This is a genomic window from Streptomyces sp. NPDC002566, assembly GCF_042889585.1.
In the GTDB taxonomy this organism is placed as follows: domain Bacteria; phylum Actinomycetota; class Actinomycetes; order Streptomycetales; family Streptomycetaceae; genus Streptomyces.
On the sequence record NZ_JBIARD010000002.1, the window covers coordinates 112,653 to 134,074 of the forward strand.

Genomic DNA, 21,422 nt, shown 5'->3' on the forward strand with positions numbered 1-21,422 from the left:
CGGCCGCGCGGAGCCGCAGACCTGCGCACAGCGACCGACCGATCCACACGACGGGACTCACCATGAACGGATCCCCCGCCGCTCTGATGCGGGTCAACCTGCTCGAGGTGTTCAACGAACCCGACCCGGACCGCAGGGCCGCGGTCATCGCGGAGAACTACGCCGAAGACGTGGTGTGGCACGAACCGGACCGCGTCAACCACGGGCGCACGGAGTTCGTGCGCCGCGCCACGGAGTTGCTCGCCGGAAACCCGGACTGGGTCTTTCGGCCCGCCGGCCCCGCGTCGGAACTCGACGACATCGGCCACCTCGGCTTCAAGTGGGGCCCCTCCGACGGCCGGCTACCGATGATCAGCGGCATGGACATCGCCCGCACCAGCGACGGCGTCATCATCGAGCTCTACACGATCATCACGGAGATCCGTTCGGAGTAACCCCGGTCCCGCACAACCTCATGTCCTCGTCGGTCCCGCCCGCGTCGATGATGGCGCATGATCTGCACGATTCCGTGCATGCCTGACGTTTTTCCTGCGCGGCCGATCCGAGTATGGCGGCGAATTGCCGAACGGCTTCTACAACAGTCTCGTCAGCGACACCTTCGAAACGCTGCGAGCTGAAGGAGAAGACGATGACCGACCACGGAGCCGACCTGCTGATCCGCGCCGGCGCGGTGTACACCTTGGCCTCCGGCCAGGCCCCGCAGCGGGCCCTGGCCGTACGCGGTGACCGGATCACGGCCGTGTCCGCCGACCCGTACGGCCTCGACCACCTGGTGACCGGGCAGACCGAGGTCCATGACCTGCCCGGCGCCACCGCGCTCCCCGCTTTCGACGACACCCACACCCACCTGATCTTCGCCGCGCTCGGCGCCCAGGACGTCCCCGTCCACCAGGCCCGCACCATCCCCGAGTTCCTCGACCTGATCCGGCAGCGGGCCGCCGTCACCCCGGAGGGTGAGTGGATCCGCACTACCACCAACTGGCAGGAACTCAACCTGGCCGAGCGCCGCATGCCCACGGCGGCCGAACTCGACACCGCCACCGACCGGCACCCGGTCCTGGTCAAGCGCGGCGGCCACAACGACGTCGTCAACACCCACGCGCTGCGCCTCGCGGGCATCACCGAGGACACCCCCGTGCCGCCCGGCGGAACCATCGGCCGCGGTGCTGACGGCAAGCTGGACGGGCGGCTCATCGACAACGCCCTGCACCTGGTGGAGCGTCTGGTCCCGGCCCCGGACCGGGCCCAGCGCATCGAGGGACTGCGCATCGCCACACGCGACTACGCCGCCACCGGCATCGGCACCGTGCGGGACTGCGCGGTCGCCCCCGAGGACTACCGGGTGCTCCGCGCCGCCCGCGAGGCGGGCGTGCTCAGCGTCCGGGTGCGCGCGCTGATCTCGGCGCTGGGCATGACGAGCGCGACCCAGGTGGAGAACCTGCTCGACACCATGGAGGAGTGGCGCGACACCTCCGACCCCTGGCTGTCGGTGTGGGGCGTGAAGTTCGGCCTCGACGGCGGTCTGGAGGCCGGGGCCACCGAGGAGCCGTACGCCTGTGACCACTCCTTCTCCGGGATGCTGATCTGGGAGCCGGACGCACTGGTCGAGGCGGTCGAGGCGGTCATCCGGCGCGGCTGGCGGGTCGGCACGCACGCGTACGGCGACCGCGCCGTCCGCACTCTCCTCGACGTCTACGAACGCGTCCTCGACCGCAACCCCGGCCTGCCCGCCGGCACGCTGGTGATGGAGCACGGCGGTCTCGCCGGCCCCGAGCAGCGCGCCCGTGCCGTCGCGTTGGGCATCCCCGTCACCATCCAGCAGCCGCTGCTGCATGACACCGCCGAGGTCGAGGAGGGCTTCTGGGGTCCGGAGCGGGTCGCCCGGCTCTTCCCGGCGCGCGGCTGGATCGATCTCGACGCCCAGGTCAGCGCCGGCTCCGACTTCCCCGTCGGCCAGTTCGGTGCGATGCGCTCGGTGTACGGCATGACGACGAGGCAGACCGTCATCGGCGTCAAGGGCCCCGAGCACGCGATCACCTACGACGAGGCCCTCACCCTGCACACCACCCAGGCGGCCCACCTCACGGGCGAATCCCATCTGCGCGGCACCCTGACGCCGGGCCGCTGGGCCGACTTCACGATCTGGGACCAGGACCCCGCCCACTGCCCTGGTGACGCCCTCCGCGACCTCCACCCCACCCACACCTTCGTCGGCGGCCGCCTGATCGCCCCCACCGGAACGCGGTGAGCGGGATCGGGTGTCGGCCCGGAAGTCGCGGCCACCGCCGGCAGAAGCGCTCGCGGTAGCCAACCGCCCTTGGCGAGCAGTCCAGGCCCTTGAAGTCGGCCTACAGCAGTGACACAAGGCCCGGCGGGACGGAGGAGGCACGGCTCCGGCCTCACGTGGGCCGAGCGCCAGGGCGACATCGGGGTCGCGCCCCCGCACCTACGTCGCGGCCTTTTTCGACCTCCACCTACGGGGCATTCCGGTGAGTTTCCACGCGCGCCGACGGTACAAGGAGCGCAACGCGTCGAACGGGCCGTCAACAGGTCCCAGAACTCCCGGCCGGAGTGCAGCGCTTGACCCTCACGTGGCGTCATGCCGCATGGTCGGTGGCGTGGAAGAACACCTGACCGTGGGACGCGTGGCCGAGTTGTCCGGCGTGAGCGTCCGCACGCTGCATCACTACGACGAGATCGGCCTCGTGCGACCGTCCACGCGGACCGCGGCCGGGTACCGGGCCTACTCGGCGGGCGACGTGGAGCGGCTGCGGGAGGTGCTCGCCTACCGGCGGCTGGGCTTCGGATTGCGCGAGATCGCCGATCTGGTGGACGACCCGGCCACCGACGCGGTCGCGCACCTGCACCGGCTGCGCGGCCTGCTGCAGGAACAGCGCGACCGCGCCGCCGCCATGGTGACGGCCATCGACAAGGAACTGGAGGCACGAGCCATGGGGATCAGGACGACGCCGGAGGATCAACTGAAAGTGTTCGGCGCTCAATTGTACGAAGCCATCGGGTCCGCTTACCCGGCGACGCGGCGCACCGAGCCGCGGATCGCCGCGAGGATCTGGGATGCGCTCGGGGACGCCCGGACGGTTCTGAACGTCGGGGCCGGCACCGGCTCCTACGAGCCCCCGGACCGCGAGGTCACGGCCGTGGAACCGTCAGCAGTGATGCGGGCGCAGCGTCCTGCGGGTGCAGCCCCGTGCGTGGCCGCCAGTGCGGAGCGCCTGCCGTTCGCTGACCAGTCCTTCGACGCCGCGATGGCGGTCAGCACCGTTCATCACTGGCCGGACCCTGTTGCCGGGCTGCGGGAGATGCGGCGGGTGGCCCGCCGCGTGGTGGTGTTCACGTACGACGCCAGTACGACCGGCTGGCTTCAGCGATTCTGGCTCACCCGCGACTACCTGCCCGAGTTCGCTGACCTGCTCACTGGCTGGCCTTCACTGGCCGACATGACCAGCGCGATCGGGGGCCACGCGGAGCCGGTGCTCATCCCGTGGGACTGCGCCGACGGCTTCTTCGAAGCCCACTGGCGCCGGCCTGAGGCCTACCTGGACGAACAGGTCCGCCGCGCGGTATCGGTGTGGACCAGAGTCGGGCCGCAGGCCGAGCAGCGGGCGGTGGACAGTCTCCGCGACGACCTTTCCTCGGGCCGGTGGGCCGAACGCAACCGGGACCTCGTCGCCCTCGACGCGGCAGAGCTGGGCCTGCGGCTGCTCGTGGCCTGAACCATCGTGCGGGAGGACGTCCGCCGGTCAACCCGTCATGGCCGACTGCCAGCCGCTGGCCTGCCGCAACACTCCCACCTCCGCCAACAGGCAAGCCGCGACCGTCTGGCCCCCTACATCCGTCACCGCCTTACGGAAACAGCACCACGCCCTGCTTTAGCTCCGGAGTCTGGGTGATGCGAAGCCGCCCGCAGGGTTGTCGGGTACATGCCTGAGCCCTACAGTCCGAGCAAGCGAAGCATGGGAGCGCTCCCAAACGGGGGGTGGCGGGAGCGCCGGCACGACACCGAACACAGGCCGTACCTCCGGAGAGAGGCCCCGCATGCAACCTTCACCGCGCCTTCTTCCCGCCCTGCGCGGCGCGTTGGGCGCCCTGGTCACCGCGCTCGCCGTCATCGCCGCACTCTTCGCCGCCACCCCGGCGGCCCAGGCCGACACCACGGTCTGCGAAGAGTTCGGCTCGACCGTCATCCAGGGTCGCTACGTCGTCCAGAACAATCGCTGGAACACCAGCGCCACGCAGTGCGTCACCACCACCGACACCGGCTTCCGGGTCAGCCGGGCCGACGGTTCCGTGCCCACCAACGGCGCACCGAAGTCGTATCCTTCCGTCTTCAACGGCTGCCACTACACCAACTGCTCGCCGGGAACCAGACTCCCCGCGCAGCTCGCCGGCATCTCGAGCGCGCCGAGCAGCATCTCCTACGGCTACGTCGGCGATGCCGTGTACAACGCCTCGTACGACATCTGGCTGGACCCGACGCCCCGCACCGACGGTGTGAACCAGACCGAGATCATGATCTGGTTCAACAAGGTGGGCCCGATCCAGCCGATCGGCTCCCAGGTCGGCACGGCCACCGTGGGCGGACGCTCCTGGCAAGTCTGGTCGGGCAGCAACGGCACCAACAGGGTGCTGTCCTTCGTCGCCCCCTCGGCGATCGGCAGCTGGAACTTCGACGTGATGGACTTCGTCCGGCAGGCCGTGACCCGTGGGCTGGCACAGAACAACTGGTACCTGACGAGCGTCCAGGCCGGTTTCGAGCCCTGGCAGAACGGCACGGGGCTGACCGTGAACTCGTTCTCGTCGACCGTCAACACGAACGGTGGACCGGGCGGACCGGGCGGTGCCACGGCTTGCACGGTGTCCTACGCCACGAACGTGTGGCAGGGGGGCTTCACCGCGAACGTCACCGTCGCCAACACCGGTTCGGCGCCCGTCGACGGCTGGCGCCTCGCTTTCACCCTGCCCTCCGGACAGCAGATGACCAGCGCCTGGAACGCCTCCGTCGCCCCGTCCTCGGGAGCCGTCACGGCGAGCGGCCTGGCGCACAACGCGAGCATCGCCCCCGGTGGCAGCCAGACCTTCGGCTTCCAAGGCGGCTACAGCGGGACCTTCGCCGCGCCGGCCGCGTTCAGCCTGAACGGCACTGCCTGCACCATGGCGTGAGGGGACCGGCGCCGGGTACGCACGTGCGCGCCCGGCGCCGGGAGCCGCCATGGTGGCCGCCTCAGCTCACGTGGCCGTGCAGGCTGTGCCGTTGAGGGTGTAGGAGCCGGGCGGGGCGGTGTTGCCGGTGTGGGTGGCCTGGAAGCCGATGTCGACGGACGCACCGGGGGCGACGGTGGCGTTGTGGGCGACGTTCCTGGCCGTCACCCGGCCGGAGACGGGCGAGTAGTCCGCGTTCCAGCCGGACGTGATGCGCTGGCCGTCGGGCAGGGTGAAGGCCAGGGACCAGCCGTCGATGGCGGTGGTGCCGGTGTTGGTCAGGGTGATGTTCGCGGTCAGACCGCTGCTCCACGCGCTGACGGCGGCGGTGACCCGGCAGGTGCCGGTCCCCGGCGACGGCGGCTCGGAGGTCTGGAACTGCGTGAAGAACTTCCACACCTCTCCCGGCACCCAGGTCCTGCCGCTGTCACCGGGCGCCCCGTCCTGGGGAGCGGCTATGTGCCCTTCGTCGAACGCGGCCCACGCGACCGGATGTCCGGCCGAGCAGCCTGAGTAGGCGGTGACCCGGTGGGTCAGGCTGCCCTGCGCGGGCTCGGGCGGGTTCTGGGGGGTGCAGCCGTTGTTCCTGACGAACCTGTCCCGCAGCGCCCTTCCGCCGGAGATGCCGAGGACGTTGTCCCTGAGGCCGTGCACTCCGAGGTAGGCGATGGGCTGGGTTCCGCCGCTGCATCCGCTGAGCTGCCCGCCGCTCTGCACCGCGACCGCGCGGAAGACGGTCGCGCGGGAACACGCGAGTGCGTACGACATGGCGGCCCCGTAGCTGAATCCCAGAGCGAAGCGCTGGGTTGTGTCGACGCACAGGTCCGACTCGATGCGCCGCATGATGTCGTCGACGAGGGCGACGTCCTCACCGCCGTTGTTGGCCCAGCCGTTGTTGAGGCCCTGGGGGGCGACGAAGACGGCGCTGTTGTTCGCCAGTCGCTGGAGCCCGTAGTAGGCCCAGGTGCCCGTCTCCACGGTGCGGCCCGTGGCGACGTCGGTGGAGGTGCCGCCCAGCCAGTGGAACCCGAAGACCAGCCGGTAGGCGCGGTTGCGGTCGTAGCCGTCCGGGACCCGCAGGATGAAGCTCCGGTTCTTGCCGCCGCTCTGGATCGTGTACGTACCGCTCGTCAGGGTGGGTGCCTTGCCGCATCCGGGGCTCGCGGCGGCGGCGCGCGAGGGGGCGGGGTGCTCGCCCTGGCCGAGACCCAGTGCCGTGCCGCCCATGCTCAGGACGACCAGCATCGCGACCAGGGCGGGCCATAAGAGGGATCTTGTCCTTGTCATCGTGTGACTGCCCTTCCGTGGTTACCGCGGTGCCTTCGCGGTGGTGCCGGGGGTGAACTGCCACCAGTTCATGTTGAGCAGGTAGCCGCTGCCGCCGCTGAACCGCAGGTAGAGGTCCTGGGTTCCGGCCGCGCCGGCGACGGGGCAGGTCACCGTCGTCCAGGTCTGCCAGCCCCCGGTGTTCGGCACGGCGCACCGGCCCACGACCGTCCCGCTCGGCGAACCCAGGCGCAGTTCGACGGTGCCGCCGCTGCTGCCCGAGGCCACGCGCGCGGTGAAGGAGGACGCTCCCGGCCCGAAGGCCACGCCCTTGACCTTGATGTAGTCGCCGTTGTCGATCCAGCCGACGTTCATTCCGCCTTCGCCGGCCGGTTCGGTCTCGATCCCGGATCCCCAGGCGAGCGTCTCGGCCTCCTGGCGTACGTACGGGTTGAGCGTGCCGTTCTGGGGCGCGCCGCCGCTCGTCATGTTGATCACCGGGAGCGTGCCGTCGGCGTTGTACGCGAACTTCTCCACCGCCACCGAGCGGGTGAAGCCACCGCCGCCCGGGAGTGCGCCGTTGTGGTAGAAGAAGTACGAACCGCCCTTGAAGTCCACGATCCCGGGGTGGTTGGTGAAGCTGCTGCCCTGGGTGGGCATGACCGTCCCGCGGTAGGTCCAGGGCCCGGTCGGGCCGGGCGCCGTGGAGTACGCGATGAACTCCGAGCAGCACTTGGCCGCGAACACCATGTAGTACAGGCCGTTCCGCTTGTAGACCCAAGGGCCCTCCTCGTACAGCGTGGGACGGTTGGCGTCACCGGTGCGGGTGCCGAAGCCCGCGGTGGTGAGCGGGATCCTGGTGGGGCTGCCCGAGTAGGACGTCATGTCGGCGTTCAGCCTGACGTACGTCAGATTCGGGTTGCCCCAGTACAGGTAGGCCTGACCGTTGTCGTCGATGAAGACGGTCGGGTCGATCTCCCCGTTCTCCACCAGCGGACGGCCGAGGGCGTCCCGGAACGGGCCGGTGGGGCTGTCCGACACCGCCACGCCGATGGCCATCCGGCCGGTCGCCCGGTTCTTCACGGGTACGTACCAGTAGAACCGGCCGTTACGCTCCACGGCCTGTCCGGCCCACGCGTCGGCGGACGCCCAGCTGAAGGTGGTCAGGCTGAGCGGTGAACCGTGGTCGGTCCAGTTGACCATGTCGGCGGAGGACCACACCCGCCAGTCCTTCATGGTGAAGTAGGTGGAGCCGTCCTCGTCGTGCCCGGTGTAGAGGTAGACCCGCCCGTTGTGCACCAACGGGGCCGGGTCGGCGGTGTAGACGTGCTGGACGATGGGGTTGTCGGCCCGGGCCGCGGTGGGACCGACCGCGGCGGGGACGACGGCGAACGCCAGCAGCAGTCCCAGGGTCCAGGCGACTGCCCGGGTGAGCCTCGTGCCGGCGGTGGGTGCAGGCCGAGCCGGGATCATCGGGGCCTCCGGGGGACGTCGACGGGCGGACGAGCCGGCGACGGGTGCACTGCGTCCCTCATATGCGGCTCCACTTCTGGGTGGTCTGGCCGTTGCAGCTCCACAGCACCAGCGGGGTTCCGTTGGCGGTGGCGGACCCGTTGACGGTGAGGCACCGCCCCGCGTGGACGTTGCGGACGGTTCCGTCGGAGCCGACGGTCCACTTCTGATTGTCCTGGCCGTTGCAGGGCCAGATGATGACCCGCGTGCCGTCGGCGGTGCCCTGGTTGGAGGCGTCCAGGCACTTGTCGCCGTAGACGCGGATCTCGCCGCCGGCCCAGGTGGTCCACAGCTGGTTGGCGGCGGTGTGGCAGTCCCAGATCAGTGCCGTCGCCCCGGCCGCGGTGGAGGCGTTGTCGACGTCCAGGCAGCGGCCGGAGGCGTTGCCGCGCAGCCGCGAGGTGGTGGCGGCCAGCGGACTGCCACCGGTCACCCGGAACACCGCCACACCATGCGCGGGGACGCTCGCCGAGATCTGCCCGGACGTGCTCGACGTGCCGCCGGTCCACAGGTCGGTGAGGCTGAACGAGCCGCCGGTCAGGCCTACTTGCGCGGCCGTGGTGGTTACCGTGGCGGTGCCTGACCCCCGGTTGAACAGGCCGACCGCGACCGAGCCGTCGGACAGGGGCTTGGCGAACACCTCGGTGTTGCCGTCGTCGCGCACCCTGCGCCCACCGGCGGCCAGGGAATCCTGGTTCACCGCCAGCAGCCGCGGGTTGCGCAGGATCGCGCTCACGTCGGCGGACATGGTGCGGATGTCGTTGCCGGCCATGAGCGGGGCGCCGAGCAGTGCCCACAGGGCGAAGTGGGAGCGGGACTCCGTCAGTGAGAGGCCGGGGCGGCCGACGACCAGCATGTCGGGGTCGTTGAAGTGTCCCGGGCCCGTCTGCGCCGCCAGCGGCGCGGTGACGTCGAGGACGTTGCCGACGCCCATCGGATAGCTGTTGGTGTTGCCGTTCTGCCAGATGTCGAGCAGGTCCTCGGTCGTCCGCCACAGGTCGGCGACCTCACCCCAGTTGTAGGTGGAGCCGGTGATGGCGTGGAAGCTGTTGGGGTTGATGCTGTAGACGATCGGCCGCCCGGTGGCGCGCAGGGCGTCGCGCATCACCGTGAAGCGAGCGACCTGTTCGTCACGGGTGCCGCTGGAGGAACACCAGTCGTACTTGAGGTAGTCGACGCCCCACGACGCGAACGTGGCGGCGTCCTGGGCCTCGTGGCCCCGGCTGCCCGTCGACCCCGGATACGCGCCGCTGGTCTGCGCGCACGTGCGTTCGCCCGGCACCTGGTAGATGCCGAACTTCAGGCCCTTGCCGTGGATGTAGTCGCCGAGCGCCTTCATCCCGCTCGGGAACTTGGACGGGTTGGCGCGCAGGTTGCCCGCCGCGTCGCGCTGGGGGTCGAACCAGCAGTCGTCGACCACCACGTACCGGTAGCCGGCGTCACGCATGCCCGAGGACGCCATCGCGTCGGCGGCCTGGCGGACCTGGGTCTCGGTGATCCCGCAGCCGAAACTGTTCCAGCTGTTCCAGCCCAGGGGCGGCGTGAGCGCGGGACTGCCGGGCGCGGCGGCCGAAGCGGCGGAGTGGACGGAGGCCGTCATGGTCGCGGTGACCGTGAGTGCGGCGGCCGCGAGGAGTTGGAGCAGTCGTCGTCCGCCTGATCGTCTGGGTCTGCGCACCGGGGCTCCTTTGCGGGAGGGGGGTGTCACGTCCATGACACCCATGGGGGGTACCGTGCTCGCACTTTCGATGCGTCGTTCGGAAAGTCAGGCGTCACGGATACTAGAGAGACCCTCCAGCATGTCAACATCCTGGGACGTCCGGGCTCGGCGGCGCGCCTCTCCACTTCCGGACGCACGCCGCTGACCTGCGAGAGTCGGCTGCCGAGTCACGGAGCCCGACCTCGATACTGCCTCGAAATATTTCGACTGAGACGACGATTCATGCGATGGAGGTCTTCCACCGGCCTGACCTCAACCCCGGACAAGCGGGCGCACTTCGTCCTGAACTGGACAGGTGCTGCGATCGCATGAGCGTGGATCACATCACGGTGAACTCCGCCGCCTTGGTGTTCAGCGTTGTGTCGCCGTCCTTCGCGGTGGCCAGGACGGCGACGTGCCACAGACCGCGCGGAGACGCCTCGGCATCGGCGGGCGCCACGGGGACCCTGTAGGTGCAGCGCACTGCGTCCCAACCGGCCGGCCTGCACACCGCCGTCTCCGCAGCCGCCATGTCCTCGGCGGTCAGCCCCTTCTTCGCGAACGTCGACTTCGCCGGCCAGGCCAGGACCTTCAGGCTCTTCACACCGGAGGGCGCCGTGACATCAGTGGTGAAGGTCAACGAACCATCCCGATCGCCTTCGGGGGCGGCGTAACGAGCCGTGCCGTGCGCCAGCACCGGAGACCGGCCCCCGGCGTGGGCGAGAGCGAGGGCCCCGGCACCGCCCAGGACGACGACACCGGCGGTCAGGGACAGAACGATACGACGCGACACGAGAAACTCCCCCAGCGGATCAGCTGCATCAGACCGGCGCTCCTTGCTGCGCCGCTGTACGAATCCTGCTCGCGCCAGAAGCACCAGGCATGAGCGCACGTACTCAACTGCCGCCTGAGTAAGCTCAGTTCATCGCGGCGGAGGGCCGTGAGGACTTCCCCCTCGGCGGGCGAAGGGGTGGCACACCAGTGGAGGACGCAGGATCCTTCCCTGCGTGGACACGTTGCGCGGCGAAGGAGACGAGGTGCCGGTCACCGACGCCTTACTCCGGTAGCAGCGTCAGCCAGTTACTGTGTGTCGAAGTTCGTCCCCCGGGAGACCTTCTCCCATTCAGCGAGTTCGGCGCGGACCGAGTCGAGGTGTCCCACCAGGAAGTCCACCGCGTCGCCGCCGAGGGCGAGCCTCAGTGGGGTGTGCTCCGCGTCCAGGGCCAGCCGGATCGCGGCGGCCGCCTTCGCAGGGTCCCCGGGCTGGGCGCCGTCGCCGTCGCGCACCTGCTTCCTGGTGGCGCCGACCTTCTCCGCGTACGCCGGGTGCTCCGCGGAAAAGTAGGCCGCACCCTTGCCGAACAGGTTGGTGCGGAATGCGCCGGGCTCCACGATCAGCACCTTGATGCCGAACGGCGTCACCTCGTCTGCCAGGCCCTCCGACAGCTGCTCCAGCGCCGCCTTGGTCGCGCTGTACGCGGAGAAGCCTGCGAAGGACAACTGGCCGCCGAAGCTGCTGATGTTCACGATCGATCCGCTGCCCCGCTCCCGCATCTGCGGCAGGAGCGCTCGAGTCAGCCGCGCCGGGCCGAACACGTGCAGCTCGAACAGGTCGCGCAACTCCTGGTCGGTGGTCTCCTCGAAAGCCCCCACCTGGGTGCGCCCGGCGTTGTTCACCAGCACGTCCACCCGGCCGTAGCGCGCCAGGACGTCGGCGGCCACCGCGTCGATCCGCCCGCCGTCGGTGACGTCCAGGTCCATCGCCTCCACCAGGTCGGGGTGTCCGGCGACCATGTCGGCCAGCGCCTCGGGCCGCCGGGCCGTGCCGATCACCGTGTCGCCGGCGGCGACCGCGGCCTCGGCGATGGCCCGTCCGAAACCGCTGCTGGCCCCGGTGACCAGCCAGACCTTGCCGTTCTCAGCCATCTCTTCGTCCCCCTCGTCGACTGCCGTTCGGGGTGTCCCCGCCGGCAGCTCCCATCCTTCGCCGGAGCCGGGGCCACGTCCAAGATCTGCTGTGACAGCCATGGGTTATGGACGTCCATATGCGCGATCTACGCTACTTCACGGCGGTCGCCGAGGAGTTGAACTTCACCCGGGCGGCTGAACGACTGTTCGTCTCCCAGCCCGCGCTCAGCAAGCAGATACGGATGCTGGAGAAGCACGTGGGCGCCCCTCTGTTCGATCGGGACCGGCGGGCGGTGCGGTTGACCGCCGTAGGGGAAGCGCTGTTGCCGCACGCCCGCGGGGTACTGGCCGCCTGGCGGGCCGCCGAGGCGGTTGTGGAAGAGGCGAGGAACGCCGAGCGGCAGACCCTCGTCATCGGCATGTCCACGAGCCCGGGCCGTGGGTTGCTGCCCGCGCTGCGCAGCCGGCTGCGCTCTCGGCATCCGGACGCCCGGACCGTCCTGCGACAGGTCAACTGGGCTGATCCCAGCGCCGGGTTGAGAGACGGCTCCAGCGATGTCGCCTTCGTCTGGCTTCCGATCCCGGACGCCGATCGCTACCGGTACTCGGTGGTGGCCGAGGAGCCGCGCCTTGTGGCTCTGCCCCATGGGCACCCCCTGGCCGCGCGTGCCGCAGGCGATCGCGAAGGAGCGCTGGATTTCGCCGATCTCCTGGACGAGACGTTCCTGGCACTCCCCCCCCCGGAAGCGGGTCCGTTGCGGGACCACTGGCTGGCCCTGGACGCCCGGGGCGATCGCGCTCCTCGGACAGGCGGCGTGGTGGCAAGCGCCGAGGAGACCCACGAGGCAGTGGCCAACGGCCAGGGTGTGGCGCTGCTGGCCGCCGGCAACGCCCCCCTGGCGGTCCGGGACGAGGTGATCGCCGTACCGGTCCGCGGTATCGGTCCGTGCCGTCTCGCGGTGGCCGCCCACCGGGACGACGAACGGCCCTTGGTACTGGCGTATTCGGCCGCGGCCGCGGAGGTGGCGGTCGGCAGCTCGTGATTCCCCTCGGTCCGGCCGGGACACCTCGGTCCGGCCGGGACACGTCAGGCCGTGGAGCGGAAGCGGCCGCGAGGACCTGCACTCGCCCTGGGGGCGTGGTACGGGAGCATCCCCCTTCAGGTCCTCGGCGAGCCGAACGTGGTGGAGGTCGGCCGTCGCGCCGCGGGCGAGGCGCTTGACGGGGGTTCGTCGTGACCAGGGTGCGTGGCCGCCTCCTGGCGGGACTCGGCCGGGGTTTGCAGGAGCGCCCGCGTCGCCGGGTGGCTTGGCTCGGTGAAGACAGTTGGCGTTGGCCCGGATTCCACGGTGCGGCCGGCGTCGAGGACGGTGACCGTTTCGGTGCGGGCGGCGATGAGAGGGAGGTCGTGGCTGATGAGGACAAGGGCTGTGCCGCGTTCCTCTCGGAGCCGGGCCAGCAGGTCCATGATCGCCTCGGCGGTGGCGGGGTCCAGCGCCGAGGTCACCTCGTCGCAGATCAGTACGTCGGGATCGGCCGCCAGGGCTCGTGCGATGGCGACCCGCTGCCGCTGCCCGCCGGACAGTTCGTGCGGGTAGCGGGAGGCGAACTCCGTTGCCAGGCCCACCTGTTCCAGGAGACCGGCGACCTGGGTCCGTACCTCACCGGACGTACACCGCCGGTGCAGCCGCAGCGGCCTGCCGACCGCGGCGCCCACCGTGCGGCTGGGGTTGAGCGCGCCCAGGGGGTTCTGCGTGACGAGCTGGACACGGCGTCGCTGTTCGCGGGCGCGGCCGCGCAGACCGGTGCTGAGCGGTACGCCGTCGAGGCGGATCACGCCGGCACTGGCCGGTTGGAGTCCGACCACGGCGCGGACGAGTGTGGTCTTTCCTGAGCCCGAGGCGCCGACGACGCCGGTCGCCGCCCCAGGGGCGACGGACAGCGTCACGCCCTCCAGTACCGGGGCGTTCGTGCGTCGGCCGAAAGTGACTCGGAGGTCGCTCACGTCGAGCACGGGTGCGTAGGCGGGTCCGCTCTCGTGCGGCCCAGGTGCCAGCGGGTCCGTGCGGGGTGTGGCGGTCCCGCGGGAAGCGGGCGGTCGTACGGGCTGCGTGCGCAGTTCCACCACCTCGTCCGCGATCTGCTCGACGAGTTCGGGGTCGTGGCAGGACAGCGCGACGGCCAGCTGGTGCTCGCGGACCAGATGGCACAGCAACTCGCCTATCTCGGAGCGCAGTTCGGGGTGCAGGCCGGCGGTCGGCTCGTCGAGGAGGAGGACTCGGGGGCGGCGGGCCAGGGCGCGGGCGAGGGCAACGCGGCGCTGCTGTCCGCCGGACAGGGCCGCGGGCCGCCGCAGGGCGAGGCGGCCGTCGTCCGGGAGCCGGACCTCCGCGAGGAGTGCCCGTACCGCCTCCGGGGTGCGGTCGCCGGAGAGTTCGCGCAGGAGGGAGCGGACACGCATCCGGGGGTTCAGCCCCGAAGCGGGGTCCTGGCCGACGTAGGCGAGCCGTTCGCGGCGCAGGGCCCGCAGGTCCCTTTCGGGCAAAGCGAAGACGTCGCGGCCGAGTACCTCGACGTTCCCGGACGTGCGCTCGGTGCCGGGCGGCAGGAGTCCGGTGATGGCGCGCAGCAGCGTGGTCTTGCCCGAACCCGAGGGGCCGGTCAGCGCCACCAACCGGCCCGGCCGCAAGGTGAGTTGCGCGTCCTGGAGCAGGATCCGCCCGCCGGGGGCGGCCACGGTGAGGTCCGTGACCCGGGCCGCGGCGGTGGCCGGCACGGTTGGCCGGTCGGTTGTGTGGCTCACAGGACGGTCACCGCCTTCCGGCCGGTCTGGGGAGCGAGGGCCGCCGCAGCGAGGTTGACGCTGAGGGCGAGGAGGCCGATGGCAAGGCTGGGGGCGACGACGGACCAGGGGTTGAGGAGGATGCCGGAGGAGTTCTCGCGGATCATCAGTGACCAGTCGGCGGCGGGAGGCTGGGGTCCCACCTGGAGGAAGCCCGCGGTGGCGAGGAGGTAGACGGCGGCGACGAAGCGCAGGCCGAAGAGGGCGAGGAGGGTGGCGCGCAGGTTGGGCAGGATCTCGCGCAGCACGAGATGCCACAGCCGTTCGCCGCTCGCCGCCGCGGCCTCGACGTAGCCGGAGGCTGCCACCGGCGCCGCCGCGCCGGCCGCGAGCCGTACCGCGTAGGGCACGCCGAGCACGACGGCCGCGGCGATCACGGCGAGCCGGCCTCCGTCCGGCCAGGACAGGGTGACGAGGAGGATGCCGAGCACGGCGGGCAGCAGCATCAGCACGTCGGCGGTCCGTTCCACCAGGCGTCCGACGCGAGGGCGCAGGGCGCCGATCGCGCCGAGCACCGCGGCGCTGCCGGTGACCAGTGCCGCGACGAGCAGCGAGGAGAGGACCAGTTCGCGCCCGCCGGCCAGCAGTCTGCTCAGGACGTCCCGGCCCAGTTGGTCACCGCCGAGCAGGGCGTCCCCGCCGGGTTCCGCGTACGGCGCGGTGACGGGGGCGTCGATGGGATGCGGAGCGAGCCAGGTCCCGGCGAGGGCGAGGCAGACCAGCAGTATCGCGGGCAGTACGCGCAGGGCCGTGCCCCGTGGCCGGGTGCTCATCGGCGTGCTCCTGCCGTCAGGTCCCGTACCAGGTCGGCCAGCAGCAGCACGCCCGTGAGGACCGCGCCCGACAGGGCCGTCACGCCGGCGATGACGGGGCTGTCGCGGTCGGTCACGGCGGAGGCCAGGACCGAGCCGACGCCGGGGTAGTTGAAGATCGTTTCGACCACGACGGCGCCGCCGAGGAGCATGCCGGTGGAGGTGGCGAGGCCGGCGGCGATGGTGGGCAGGGCGCCGGGCAGGACATGGTGGGTGAGGATGCGGTGCGGCGGGAGTCCGTCGAGGACGGCGGCCTCCACGTGCGGGGCGCGGGCCTCGTCGGCGAGGGCGGCTCGCACGATGCGTACGTTCCAGCCGGCCTGCGGGATGGTCAGGGCGAGCACGGGCAGGATCAGCATGGTCCAGTCCGCGGGGGTTCCGTCGGCGCCGGTGAGGGTGACGGCGGGCAGCCAGCCCGTCCACAGCGACAGCACCAGGACCAGGGCGACGGCGACCACGAACTCGGGCAGGGCGAGGACCGCGGTGGCGGTGCCGGAGATCAGGCCGTCGGCGCGCCCGCCGGGCCGGAGCGCGGCCCAGCAGCCGAGGGCCAGGGAGACCACGGCGGTCAGCAGCAGCGCGAGGCCGCCGAGGAGGAGGGTGTTGGGGAACGCCGACGAGACCAGGTCGGTGACCTGCTCGCCGCGTGCCGACACTCCCAGGTCCCCGGTGGGAAGGCCGCTCATCCAGTCCCAGAAGCGTTCCACGACCGGCCGGTCCAGGCCGAGCAGTCTGCGTCGCGCCGCGGTGTCGGCGGCGCTCTCCCCGCGCTCGGAGGTGGCGTCGGCGGCGTCGCCCGGCAGCAGTTCGACCGTGCCGAAGACCAACGCCAGGAGCACGGCGAGCAGCACCGCACGTTTCAGTACGACGAGGCCGGCCCGGGCGGCGAGCAGCGTGACGGGAGCACGCGCCCGCGGGGCCTTGTCCACGCCGGGAGGAGGCCCCGCGGGCGCGGCCGTGTCAGCGGTCAACGGGCCAGCCATGCCCGCTCGAGCTGGACCCTGCCGTAACCGGGCAGTCTGGGGAGCCCGTTGACCTTGGCCCCGGCGAGGTCGATGCCGTCGGCCATGCCCCACAGGAGGTAGCCGGACCTGTCGTGCTCGATCCGCTGGAGTTCCTTCAGCAGATCGGTGCGCGCGCTCGCGTCGGCGGTGCCGATGGCCTTCTCGTAAGCCGCGTCGAAGGCCTGGTCCTTCCAGCCGGCCTCGTTCTGGCCGCTGTCGGAGACCAGCGTCTTGCTGGCGAAGAACACCACCGAGTCGTTGGTGCCCCAGTAGGTGGTGTAGAGGTCGCCCTTGAGCCAGGTCTTGTCCCAGAAGGTGGCCGACTCCTGCTTGACGACCTTGACCTTGACGCCGGCTTCCCGGACCTGGGTGGCGAAGAGGGTGGCCGACTCGGCGAGGCCGGCGATGTCCTCGGTGGTGTACAGCTCGTAGGTCTTCGAGGTGTCGAACCGGGCTTCCCGCAGCAGTTGCCTGGCCTTGGCGAGATCGCGGGCACGCTGCGGGACGCTCTTGTCGTAGGCGGGGTCGCCGGTGCCGAGGATGTCGTTGGCGACGGTGCCGTAGCCGGACAGGACCTGCTCGACCATGGCCCCGCGGTCGACGGCCAGGCGCAGTGCCTGGCGGACCCTGGCGTCGGCGAACGGGCCGCCGGAGGTGCGCATGACGAGGGGCATGGCCATGTCGTTGGGGCGGCGGACGGTCTGGATGTCCTGGCGGCTCTCGGCGGTGCGCGCGGCGACGGCGCCGACGTTGGAGGCGAGGTCGATCTGGCCGGCGAGCAGGGCGCTCGCCATGGCCTGCGGGCTCTCGAAGATCTTGACCTCGATGGCGTCGAGGAGGACGTCTCCGCCGTACCAGTCGTCGTTGCGTACGAGGCGGGCGTTGCCGCCGCGGAACCAGTCGAGCTTAAAGGGGCCGGTGCCGGGGGCTTTGGCTATGTCCTTGTCGGTGGTGCCCTTGGGGATGACGAAGGTGGTGAGCCGGACCAGCAGCGGCAGTTCGGCGTTCGCGTAGTCGGAGACGATGACGACGGTGTCGTCGCCCTCGGCGGAGATGTTCTTCTCCTGGATGCCGGGCAGCCGGGAGGCGCCGGCCGGGGTGGCGCGCAGCCGCTTGAGCGAGAAGACGACGTCCTCGGCGGTGACGGGGGAACCGTCGTGGAACGCGGCGCCCTTGGCGAGGGTGAACCGCCAGGTCTTCAGGTCGGCCGAGGCCTTCCAGCTCGCGGCCAGGCGGGGGACGGTGTTGGGCTTGACGCCGGGCACGGTCAGGGTGTCGTAGAGGAGGCTGATGATGAGGTAGTCGCTCTCGTTGGCCTGGGTGCCGTGCGGGTCCCGGGTGAGGGCGCCGGCGCGGCCGAGTGCGCCGACCCGCAGGGTTCCGCCCTTGACCGGCTTGGCCGAACCGCCGGTGGCGGATGCGGTCGGCTCGTCGCCGCCACCGCAGGCGCTGAGCAGAGCGCTCGCCCCGATCGCACCGCCCGCCCAGAGCACATGACGTCGCGTCAGCTCCACTTGTCCCTCGTTCTCCCGCAGTTGGCCGAGATTTGCTTAGCCTTACCTATCCTGCAGGGCTCCTCCGTGACAAGACCGCCTCCCTGTGGACTAGATCCTAATTAGGCAAGCCTTGCCTATTCTCCGGCGGCTGGCTATGTTGCCGCAGGGCCCCCGGCCACCGCGCTCCGATCACGCGGCTCGCTCCGGCGGGCCTTCTCCCCCATGCCCGTAGACCACTGCAACGCGCCCCGCACGCCCCCGCACTGGAACGGACAGATCGCCCATGCCCACGGGAACCGCACCCGTACGCCTGCTCGATCCCGACTCGGCGGCCAGGCTGACCGCCGCCGCCCGCAGCCTCCTCGCCGAGTTCGACGGCTCGTCCACCCACCCCGGCCTGCTGGCCGAAGTCCCCACCGTCGCAGCCTCGTTGGGCGAAGCGATACGCCACGCCTGCCGCCCGGTCGACACCGCCGACGGCCTGTTCGTACTGCGCGGTCTCACCGTCGACGACACCGAGATCGGCCCCACCCCCGGCCACTGGTCGACCGCCGGCGAGGCCGGCGCCGTGCACGACGTGATCGTGCTGCTGCTCTCCACGGTGATGGGCACGCCCATCGCCTGGGAGGGCCAGCAGGAGGGCCGCTTCGTCCACAACATCGTGCCGTCCGCGGGCCACGAGGAGGAGCAGACCGGCGCCAGCAGCACCGTGCTGCTCAGCCCGCACACCGAGGACGCCTTCCACCCCGGCCGGGCCCACCTCCTGGTCCTCGGCTGCATGCGCAACCACGACTCGGTCGCCACCACCGCCGCCAGCGTCCGCAATGCCGAACTCACCGCCTCGGACGTCGAGTTGCTCAGCCGCCCCGTCCTGCCGATCCTGCCCGACGACGCCTACGCGGCGGCCCGGGGCTACACGGGCGCGCCCCCGGCCGTACCCACGCTGTGGGAGTCGGAGGAGGGCCTCACCCTGCGCTTCGATCCCGCCTACACCCCGCTGCACCGGGCGCCCGCGGACCACCGCGCGGCCTACGCCCGACTGGAGCGGGAGCTCGCCCGCGTGAGCGTGGCGGTGGTCCTGGACCCCGGTGAGGTCCTGGTCGTGGACAACGACCTGGTCAGCCACGGCCGGGTGCCCTTCAAGGCCCGCTACGACGGCACGGACCGCTGGCTGAAGCGGTCCTCCGTACGGGTGGAGGGCCGCCGCACCCGGCCGCCCGCCGAGGAGGCGGAGCACGGTTACGGACAGGCCGTCGTGGAGGCGTACGCATGACCCGCATCGACAACCAGGAGGAGGCGGCCGTGATGCCCGACGACAGGACCCTGCGGATCCTCAGCACCAGCGACGTGGCCGGCATCGACATCACACTGCCCGATGTGGTCTCCGTGGTCGAACAGGCCTACCGCACGCTCGCCGACGGCCGCTCCGACAACCCGCGCAAGCTCACCGTGAAGCCCGAGGACGGCCACTCCGTCGCCTATGCGATGCTCGGCCGGGACGGGGAGCGCGGGGTCGTCGCGATCAAAACCTCCTACAAGCACGGACTCCACGAGGACCGCGACAAGCAGCACTACTACACGACCCTGACGTTGTACGACGACGAGACGGGGCTGCCGGTCGCGATGCTCGACTGCGGCCGGATCGGAGCCCTGCGCACCCCGGCGGTGTCCGCGCTGCTCGCCCGGGAACTCGCCGCGCCGGGCAGTCGCAGCGCCCTCGTCATAGGCACCGGCACCCAGGGCCGGCTCGCCCTGCCGTTCCTGCTGACCACGCTGCCGGGCCTGGAGCGGCTGATGCTCTTCGGCACCCATCCGGACGGCATCCGCGCCGTGCGCGAGCAACTGCACGCGTACTTCCCCGAGCGCGAGTTGGAGGTGGTGACGGACCTGCGGGCCGCCGCCGGGGACGCGGACGTCGTTCTCGCCACCGCGGGGCCGGGCACCCCCGCCTCCGTCGAGGCCGAGTGGCTCAAGCCGTCCGCGCTGTCGGTGCTGGTCGGCTACGGCATCGCCCCCTCCACCCTGCACACCGCCGACCGGATCGTCGCCACCAGTGAGGCCCAGATGCGCGTCACGGGAACGGACATGGCCGACGCCGACGGTCAACTCCGTGACGTACACGCCGAGTTCCCTCAGGTGCTGGCCGGCCGCGCCGCAGGGCGAACCGACCCAGGACAGCGGATCTTCGCGTACAACAGCGGCCTCGTCGTCACCGACATCGCCCTCGGCCACCGGTTCGCACAACTCGCGCTCGCTCAGGGGCTGGGCACGGCGGTTCCGCTGTGGACGTGAGCACCGCCCTCCCTCCGCACACCACCGAGGAGACGCGCGCGCTCCTCGCCCCGCCCGGCGGTGCTCTCCTGCACGAGCTGCGCGACGGCCTCGGCGGGCCCTACCACCTGCTGTTCCCACAGCGGTTCGACGCGAACGCCGCCGCTTTCCGGCGGGCGTTCGCCGAGGCGGGCGTGGACGGCCGGATCTACTACGCCAAGAAGGCCAACAAGGCCGCCGTCTTCGCGGAGCGGGCGGCTGTCGCGGGCCTGGGCGTGGACGTGGCGAGCCATGGGGAGCTGCGCGAGGCGCTGGCGGCCGGGGTGCGGGGTACGGACCTGATCGTCACCGGCCCGGCCAAGGACGACCATCTGCTGCGCGTCGCCGTGCTGCACGGCGCGCTCGTCGCGGTCGACGCCCTCGACGAGCTGGACCGCGTCCTCGCGCTGGCGGGCGAACTCGGCCGAACCGCGCAGACGTTGCTGCGTCGCCTTCCTCCCGGACAGCCGCACAGCCGCTTCGGGCTGGACGACGGCGAGATGGAGTCGGCGCTGCGCCGCTGCCGCACCGAGCAGGTGGTCATGGCGGGCTTCAGCTTCCACCTCACCGGCTACGACATCCGTGAACGGGCCGATATGGCCGCCGAGTTGCTACGGCTGTGCACCCGCGCCCGTGCGCTGGGGCTGCGGGCCGACCGGGTCAGCGTCGGCGGCGGCTTCGCGGTGGACTACGTGGACGCGCAGGACTGGCGCCGGTTCCACGAGAGCACCCGCCCCGAGCACTTCCACCAGCACAAGGCCTTCTCCGGCTACTACCCGTACCACTCCCCCGTCGCCGGAGCCGGCGCCCTCGCCGCCCTGCTCTCGACGACCCCGGCGGGCGAAGAGTCCAGCCTGGCCGACCTCGTGCGAGCGGCCGGGGTGACCCTGCTCGTCGAGCCTGGCCGGGCGCTGCTGGACCAGGCGGGCTGCACCGTCATGCGCGTCCAGGGCGTCAAGGAACGCGACGCCTACGACATCCTCACCGTGGACGGCAGCAGCCTCAGCCTCTCCGAGCAGTGGTTCGGCAGCGAGTTCCTGCCCGACCCGGTGCTCGTCCCGGCCGACCGCGCGGACCGCGACGAAGCCGGCCCGTATCCGGCCTGCGTGGGGGCCGCCACCTGCCTGGAGTCGGACATGCTCTCCTGGCGCAAACTCCCCTTCCCCGTCCGCCCGGCCGTCGGCGACCTGATCGTCTACCACAACACGGCGGGCTACCAGATGGACTCCAACGAGTCGCCGTTCCACGAACTGCCGCTGCCGCCCAAGGTCGTCATCGAGCCGTCCCCGCACGGCTCGGCCTCCGCCCGCCCCCGCTGGCGTCTGGACCGCCACCCGTAGGGAGTTCTCAGCC

The 21,422-nt window shown here is 71.3% G+C and carries 17 protein-coding genes; 8 read left to right on the plus strand and 9 right to left on the minus strand.

What is annotated here, in order from left to right; translation table 11 throughout:
- Positions 1–62: 62 nt before the first annotated feature.
- The 4 genes from ACFYXA_RS07785 to ACFYXA_RS07800 all read left to right on the plus strand — a co-directional run bounded on the left by ACFYXA_RS07785 (position 63) and on the right by ACFYXA_RS07800 (position 5,181).
- Positions 63–434, plus strand: coding sequence for a nuclear transport factor 2 family protein (locus ACFYXA_RS07785; RefSeq protein ID WP_389029426.1), 372 nt, complete (start codon positions 63–65; stop codon positions 432–434).
- A 194-nt stretch (positions 435–628) separates the two neighbouring features.
- Entirely contained in the window at positions 629–2,248 is a 1,620-nt protein-coding gene (locus ACFYXA_RS07790) for an amidohydrolase (RefSeq protein ID WP_389029429.1), read from the plus strand.
- 358 nt (positions 2,249–2,606) lie between these two features.
- Positions 2,607–3,734, plus strand: a complete 1,128-nt coding sequence (locus tag ACFYXA_RS07795) for a MerR family transcriptional regulator (RefSeq protein ID WP_389029432.1) — start codon at positions 2,607–2,609, stop codon at positions 3,732–3,734.
- A gap of 322 nt (positions 3,735–4,056) precedes the next feature.
- Positions 4,057–5,181: a cellulose binding domain-containing protein gene (locus tag ACFYXA_RS07800; RefSeq protein ID WP_389029435.1), complete on the plus strand. Its 1,125-nt coding sequence runs from the start codon at positions 4,057–4,059 to the stop codon at positions 5,179–5,181.
- Between the two features lie 66 nt (positions 5,182–5,247).
- Here ACFYXA_RS07800 and ACFYXA_RS07805 read toward each other — a convergent pair whose 3' ends face one another.
- The 5 genes from ACFYXA_RS07805 to ACFYXA_RS07825 all read right to left on the minus strand — a co-directional run bounded on the left by ACFYXA_RS07805 (position 5,248) and on the right by ACFYXA_RS07825 (position 11,623).
- Positions 5,248–6,465 (minus strand): cellulose binding domain-containing protein, encoded by a 1,218-nt coding sequence (locus ACFYXA_RS07805; protein ID WP_389031600.1) that lies wholly within the window; start codon positions 6,463–6,465, stop codon positions 5,248–5,250.
- A gap of 63 nt (positions 6,466–6,528) precedes the next feature.
- Positions 6,529–7,959, minus strand: coding sequence for a glycoside hydrolase family 43 protein (locus tag ACFYXA_RS07810; protein WP_389029438.1), 1,431 nt, complete (start codon positions 7,957–7,959; stop codon positions 6,529–6,531).
- Positions 7,960–8,017: 58 nt separating this feature from the next.
- The gene (locus ACFYXA_RS07815; RefSeq protein WP_389031603.1) at positions 8,018–9,598 is read right to left on the minus strand and encodes a glycoside hydrolase family 27 protein; all 1,581 of its coding nucleotides are present in this window, start codon (positions 9,596–9,598) and stop codon (positions 8,018–8,020) included.
- A 439-nt stretch (positions 9,599–10,037) separates the two neighbouring features.
- Entirely contained in the window at positions 10,038–10,490 is a 453-nt protein-coding gene (locus tag ACFYXA_RS07820; protein ID WP_389029441.1) for a DUF5707 domain-containing protein, read from the minus strand.
- 287 nt (positions 10,491–10,777) lie between these two features.
- Positions 10,778–11,623 (minus strand): oxidoreductase, encoded by an 846-nt coding sequence (locus ACFYXA_RS07825; RefSeq protein ID WP_352246079.1) that lies wholly within the window; start codon positions 11,621–11,623, stop codon positions 10,778–10,780.
- 107 nt (positions 11,624–11,730) lie between these two features.
- On the opposite strand from ACFYXA_RS07825, the gene ACFYXA_RS07830 reads away from it, so the two are divergent.
- Positions 11,731–12,648 (plus strand): LysR family transcriptional regulator, encoded by a 918-nt coding sequence (locus tag ACFYXA_RS07830; protein WP_389029444.1) that lies wholly within the window; start codon positions 11,731–11,733, stop codon positions 12,646–12,648.
- Between the two features lie 116 nt (positions 12,649–12,764).
- Here the strand turns inward: ACFYXA_RS07830 and ACFYXA_RS07835 are convergent, their stop codons facing one another.
- Genes ACFYXA_RS07835 through ACFYXA_RS07850 form a run of 4 tightly spaced genes read right to left on the minus strand, consistent with a single transcriptional unit; the run spans position 12,765 to position 17,777 of the window.
- Positions 12,765–14,408 carry an ABC transporter ATP-binding protein gene (locus ACFYXA_RS07835; RefSeq protein WP_389029448.1) on the minus strand — a complete coding sequence of 548 codons (1,644 nt, stop codon included), beginning with the start codon at positions 14,406–14,408 and terminating at the stop codon, positions 12,765–12,767.
- Entirely contained in the window at positions 14,405–15,220 is an 816-nt protein-coding gene (locus ACFYXA_RS07840; RefSeq protein ID WP_389029451.1) for an ABC transporter permease, read from the minus strand. Before ACFYXA_RS07840 ends, ACFYXA_RS07835 begins: the two co-directional genes overlap by 4 nt.
- Positions 15,217–16,242 (minus strand): ABC transporter permease, encoded by a 1,026-nt coding sequence (locus tag ACFYXA_RS07845; RefSeq protein WP_389029454.1) that lies wholly within the window; start codon positions 16,240–16,242, stop codon positions 15,217–15,219. Before ACFYXA_RS07845 ends, ACFYXA_RS07840 begins: the two co-directional genes overlap by 4 nt.
- A complete protein-coding gene (locus ACFYXA_RS07850; RefSeq protein ID WP_389029457.1) occupies positions 16,227–17,777 on the minus strand; it encodes an ABC transporter substrate-binding protein in 1,551 nt (516 codons plus the stop codon). Before ACFYXA_RS07850 ends, ACFYXA_RS07845 begins: the two co-directional genes overlap by 16 nt.
- Positions 17,778–18,042: 265 nt before the next feature.
- Here ACFYXA_RS07850 and ACFYXA_RS07855 point away from each other — a divergent pair, with 265 nt between their 5' ends.
- Genes ACFYXA_RS07855 through ACFYXA_RS07865 form a run of 3 tightly spaced genes read left to right on the plus strand, consistent with a single transcriptional unit; the run spans position 18,043 to position 21,409 of the window.
- On the plus strand, positions 18,043–19,032 hold the full coding sequence (locus tag ACFYXA_RS07855) for a TauD/TfdA family dioxygenase (RefSeq protein WP_389029460.1): 990 nt from the start codon (positions 18,043–18,045) through the stop codon (positions 19,030–19,032).
- Complete coding sequence (locus ACFYXA_RS07860) at positions 19,029–20,051, plus strand: ornithine cyclodeaminase family protein (RefSeq protein ID WP_352246072.1); 1,023 nt, start codon at positions 19,029–19,031, stop codon at positions 20,049–20,051. Before ACFYXA_RS07855 ends, ACFYXA_RS07860 begins: the two co-directional genes overlap by 4 nt.
- A complete protein-coding gene (locus ACFYXA_RS07865; protein ID WP_352246071.1) occupies positions 20,048–21,409 on the plus strand; it encodes a Y4yA family PLP-dependent enzyme in 1,362 nt (453 codons plus the stop codon). Before ACFYXA_RS07860 ends, ACFYXA_RS07865 begins: the two co-directional genes overlap by 4 nt.
- Positions 21,410–21,422 lie beyond the last annotated feature (13 nt).

Bases quoted from the DNA above. Each gene is read 5' to 3' on its own strand.
- ACFYXA_RS07805 (WP_389031600.1), bottom strand. From the start codon at position 6,465: ATGCTGGTCGTCCTGAGCATGGGCGGCACGGCACTGGGTCTCGGCCAG.
- ACFYXA_RS07860 (WP_352246072.1), top strand. From the start codon at position 19,029: ATGACCCGCATCGACAACCAGGAGGAGGCGGCCGTGATGCCCGACGAC.
- ACFYXA_RS07795 (WP_389029432.1), top strand. From the start codon at position 2,607: ATGGTCGGTGGCGTGGAAGAACACCTGACCGTGGGACGCGTGGCCGAG.
- ACFYXA_RS07800 (WP_389029435.1), top strand. From the start codon at position 4,057: ATGCAACCTTCACCGCGCCTTCTTCCCGCCCTGCGCGGCGCGTTGGGC.
- ACFYXA_RS07855 (WP_389029460.1), top strand. From the start codon at position 18,043: ATGCCCACGGGAACCGCACCCGTACGCCTGCTCGATCCCGACTCGGCG.
- ACFYXA_RS07785 (WP_389029426.1), top strand. From the start codon at position 63: ATGAACGGATCCCCCGCCGCTCTGATGCGGGTCAACCTGCTCGAGGTG.
- ACFYXA_RS07810 (WP_389029438.1), bottom strand. From the start codon at position 7,959: ATGATCCCGGCTCGGCCTGCACCCACCGCCGGCACGAGGCTCACCCGG.
- ACFYXA_RS07830 (WP_389029444.1), top strand. From the start codon at position 11,731: ATGGACGTCCATATGCGCGATCTACGCTACTTCACGGCGGTCGCCGAG.
- ACFYXA_RS07840 (WP_389029451.1), bottom strand. From the start codon at position 15,220: ATGAGCACCCGGCCACGGGGCACGGCCCTGCGCGTACTGCCCGCGATA.
- ACFYXA_RS07790 (WP_389029429.1), top strand. From the start codon at position 629: ATGACCGACCACGGAGCCGACCTGCTGATCCGCGCCGGCGCGGTGTAC.
- ACFYXA_RS07815 (WP_389031603.1), bottom strand. From the start codon at position 9,598: ATGACGGCCTCCGTCCACTCCGCCGCTTCGGCCGCCGCGCCCGGCAGT.
- ACFYXA_RS07845 (WP_389029454.1), bottom strand. From the start codon at position 16,242: ATGGCTGGCCCGTTGACCGCTGACACGGCCGCGCCCGCGGGGCCTCCT.
- ACFYXA_RS07825 (WP_352246079.1), bottom strand. From the start codon at position 11,623: ATGGCTGAGAACGGCAAGGTCTGGCTGGTCACCGGGGCCAGCAGCGGT.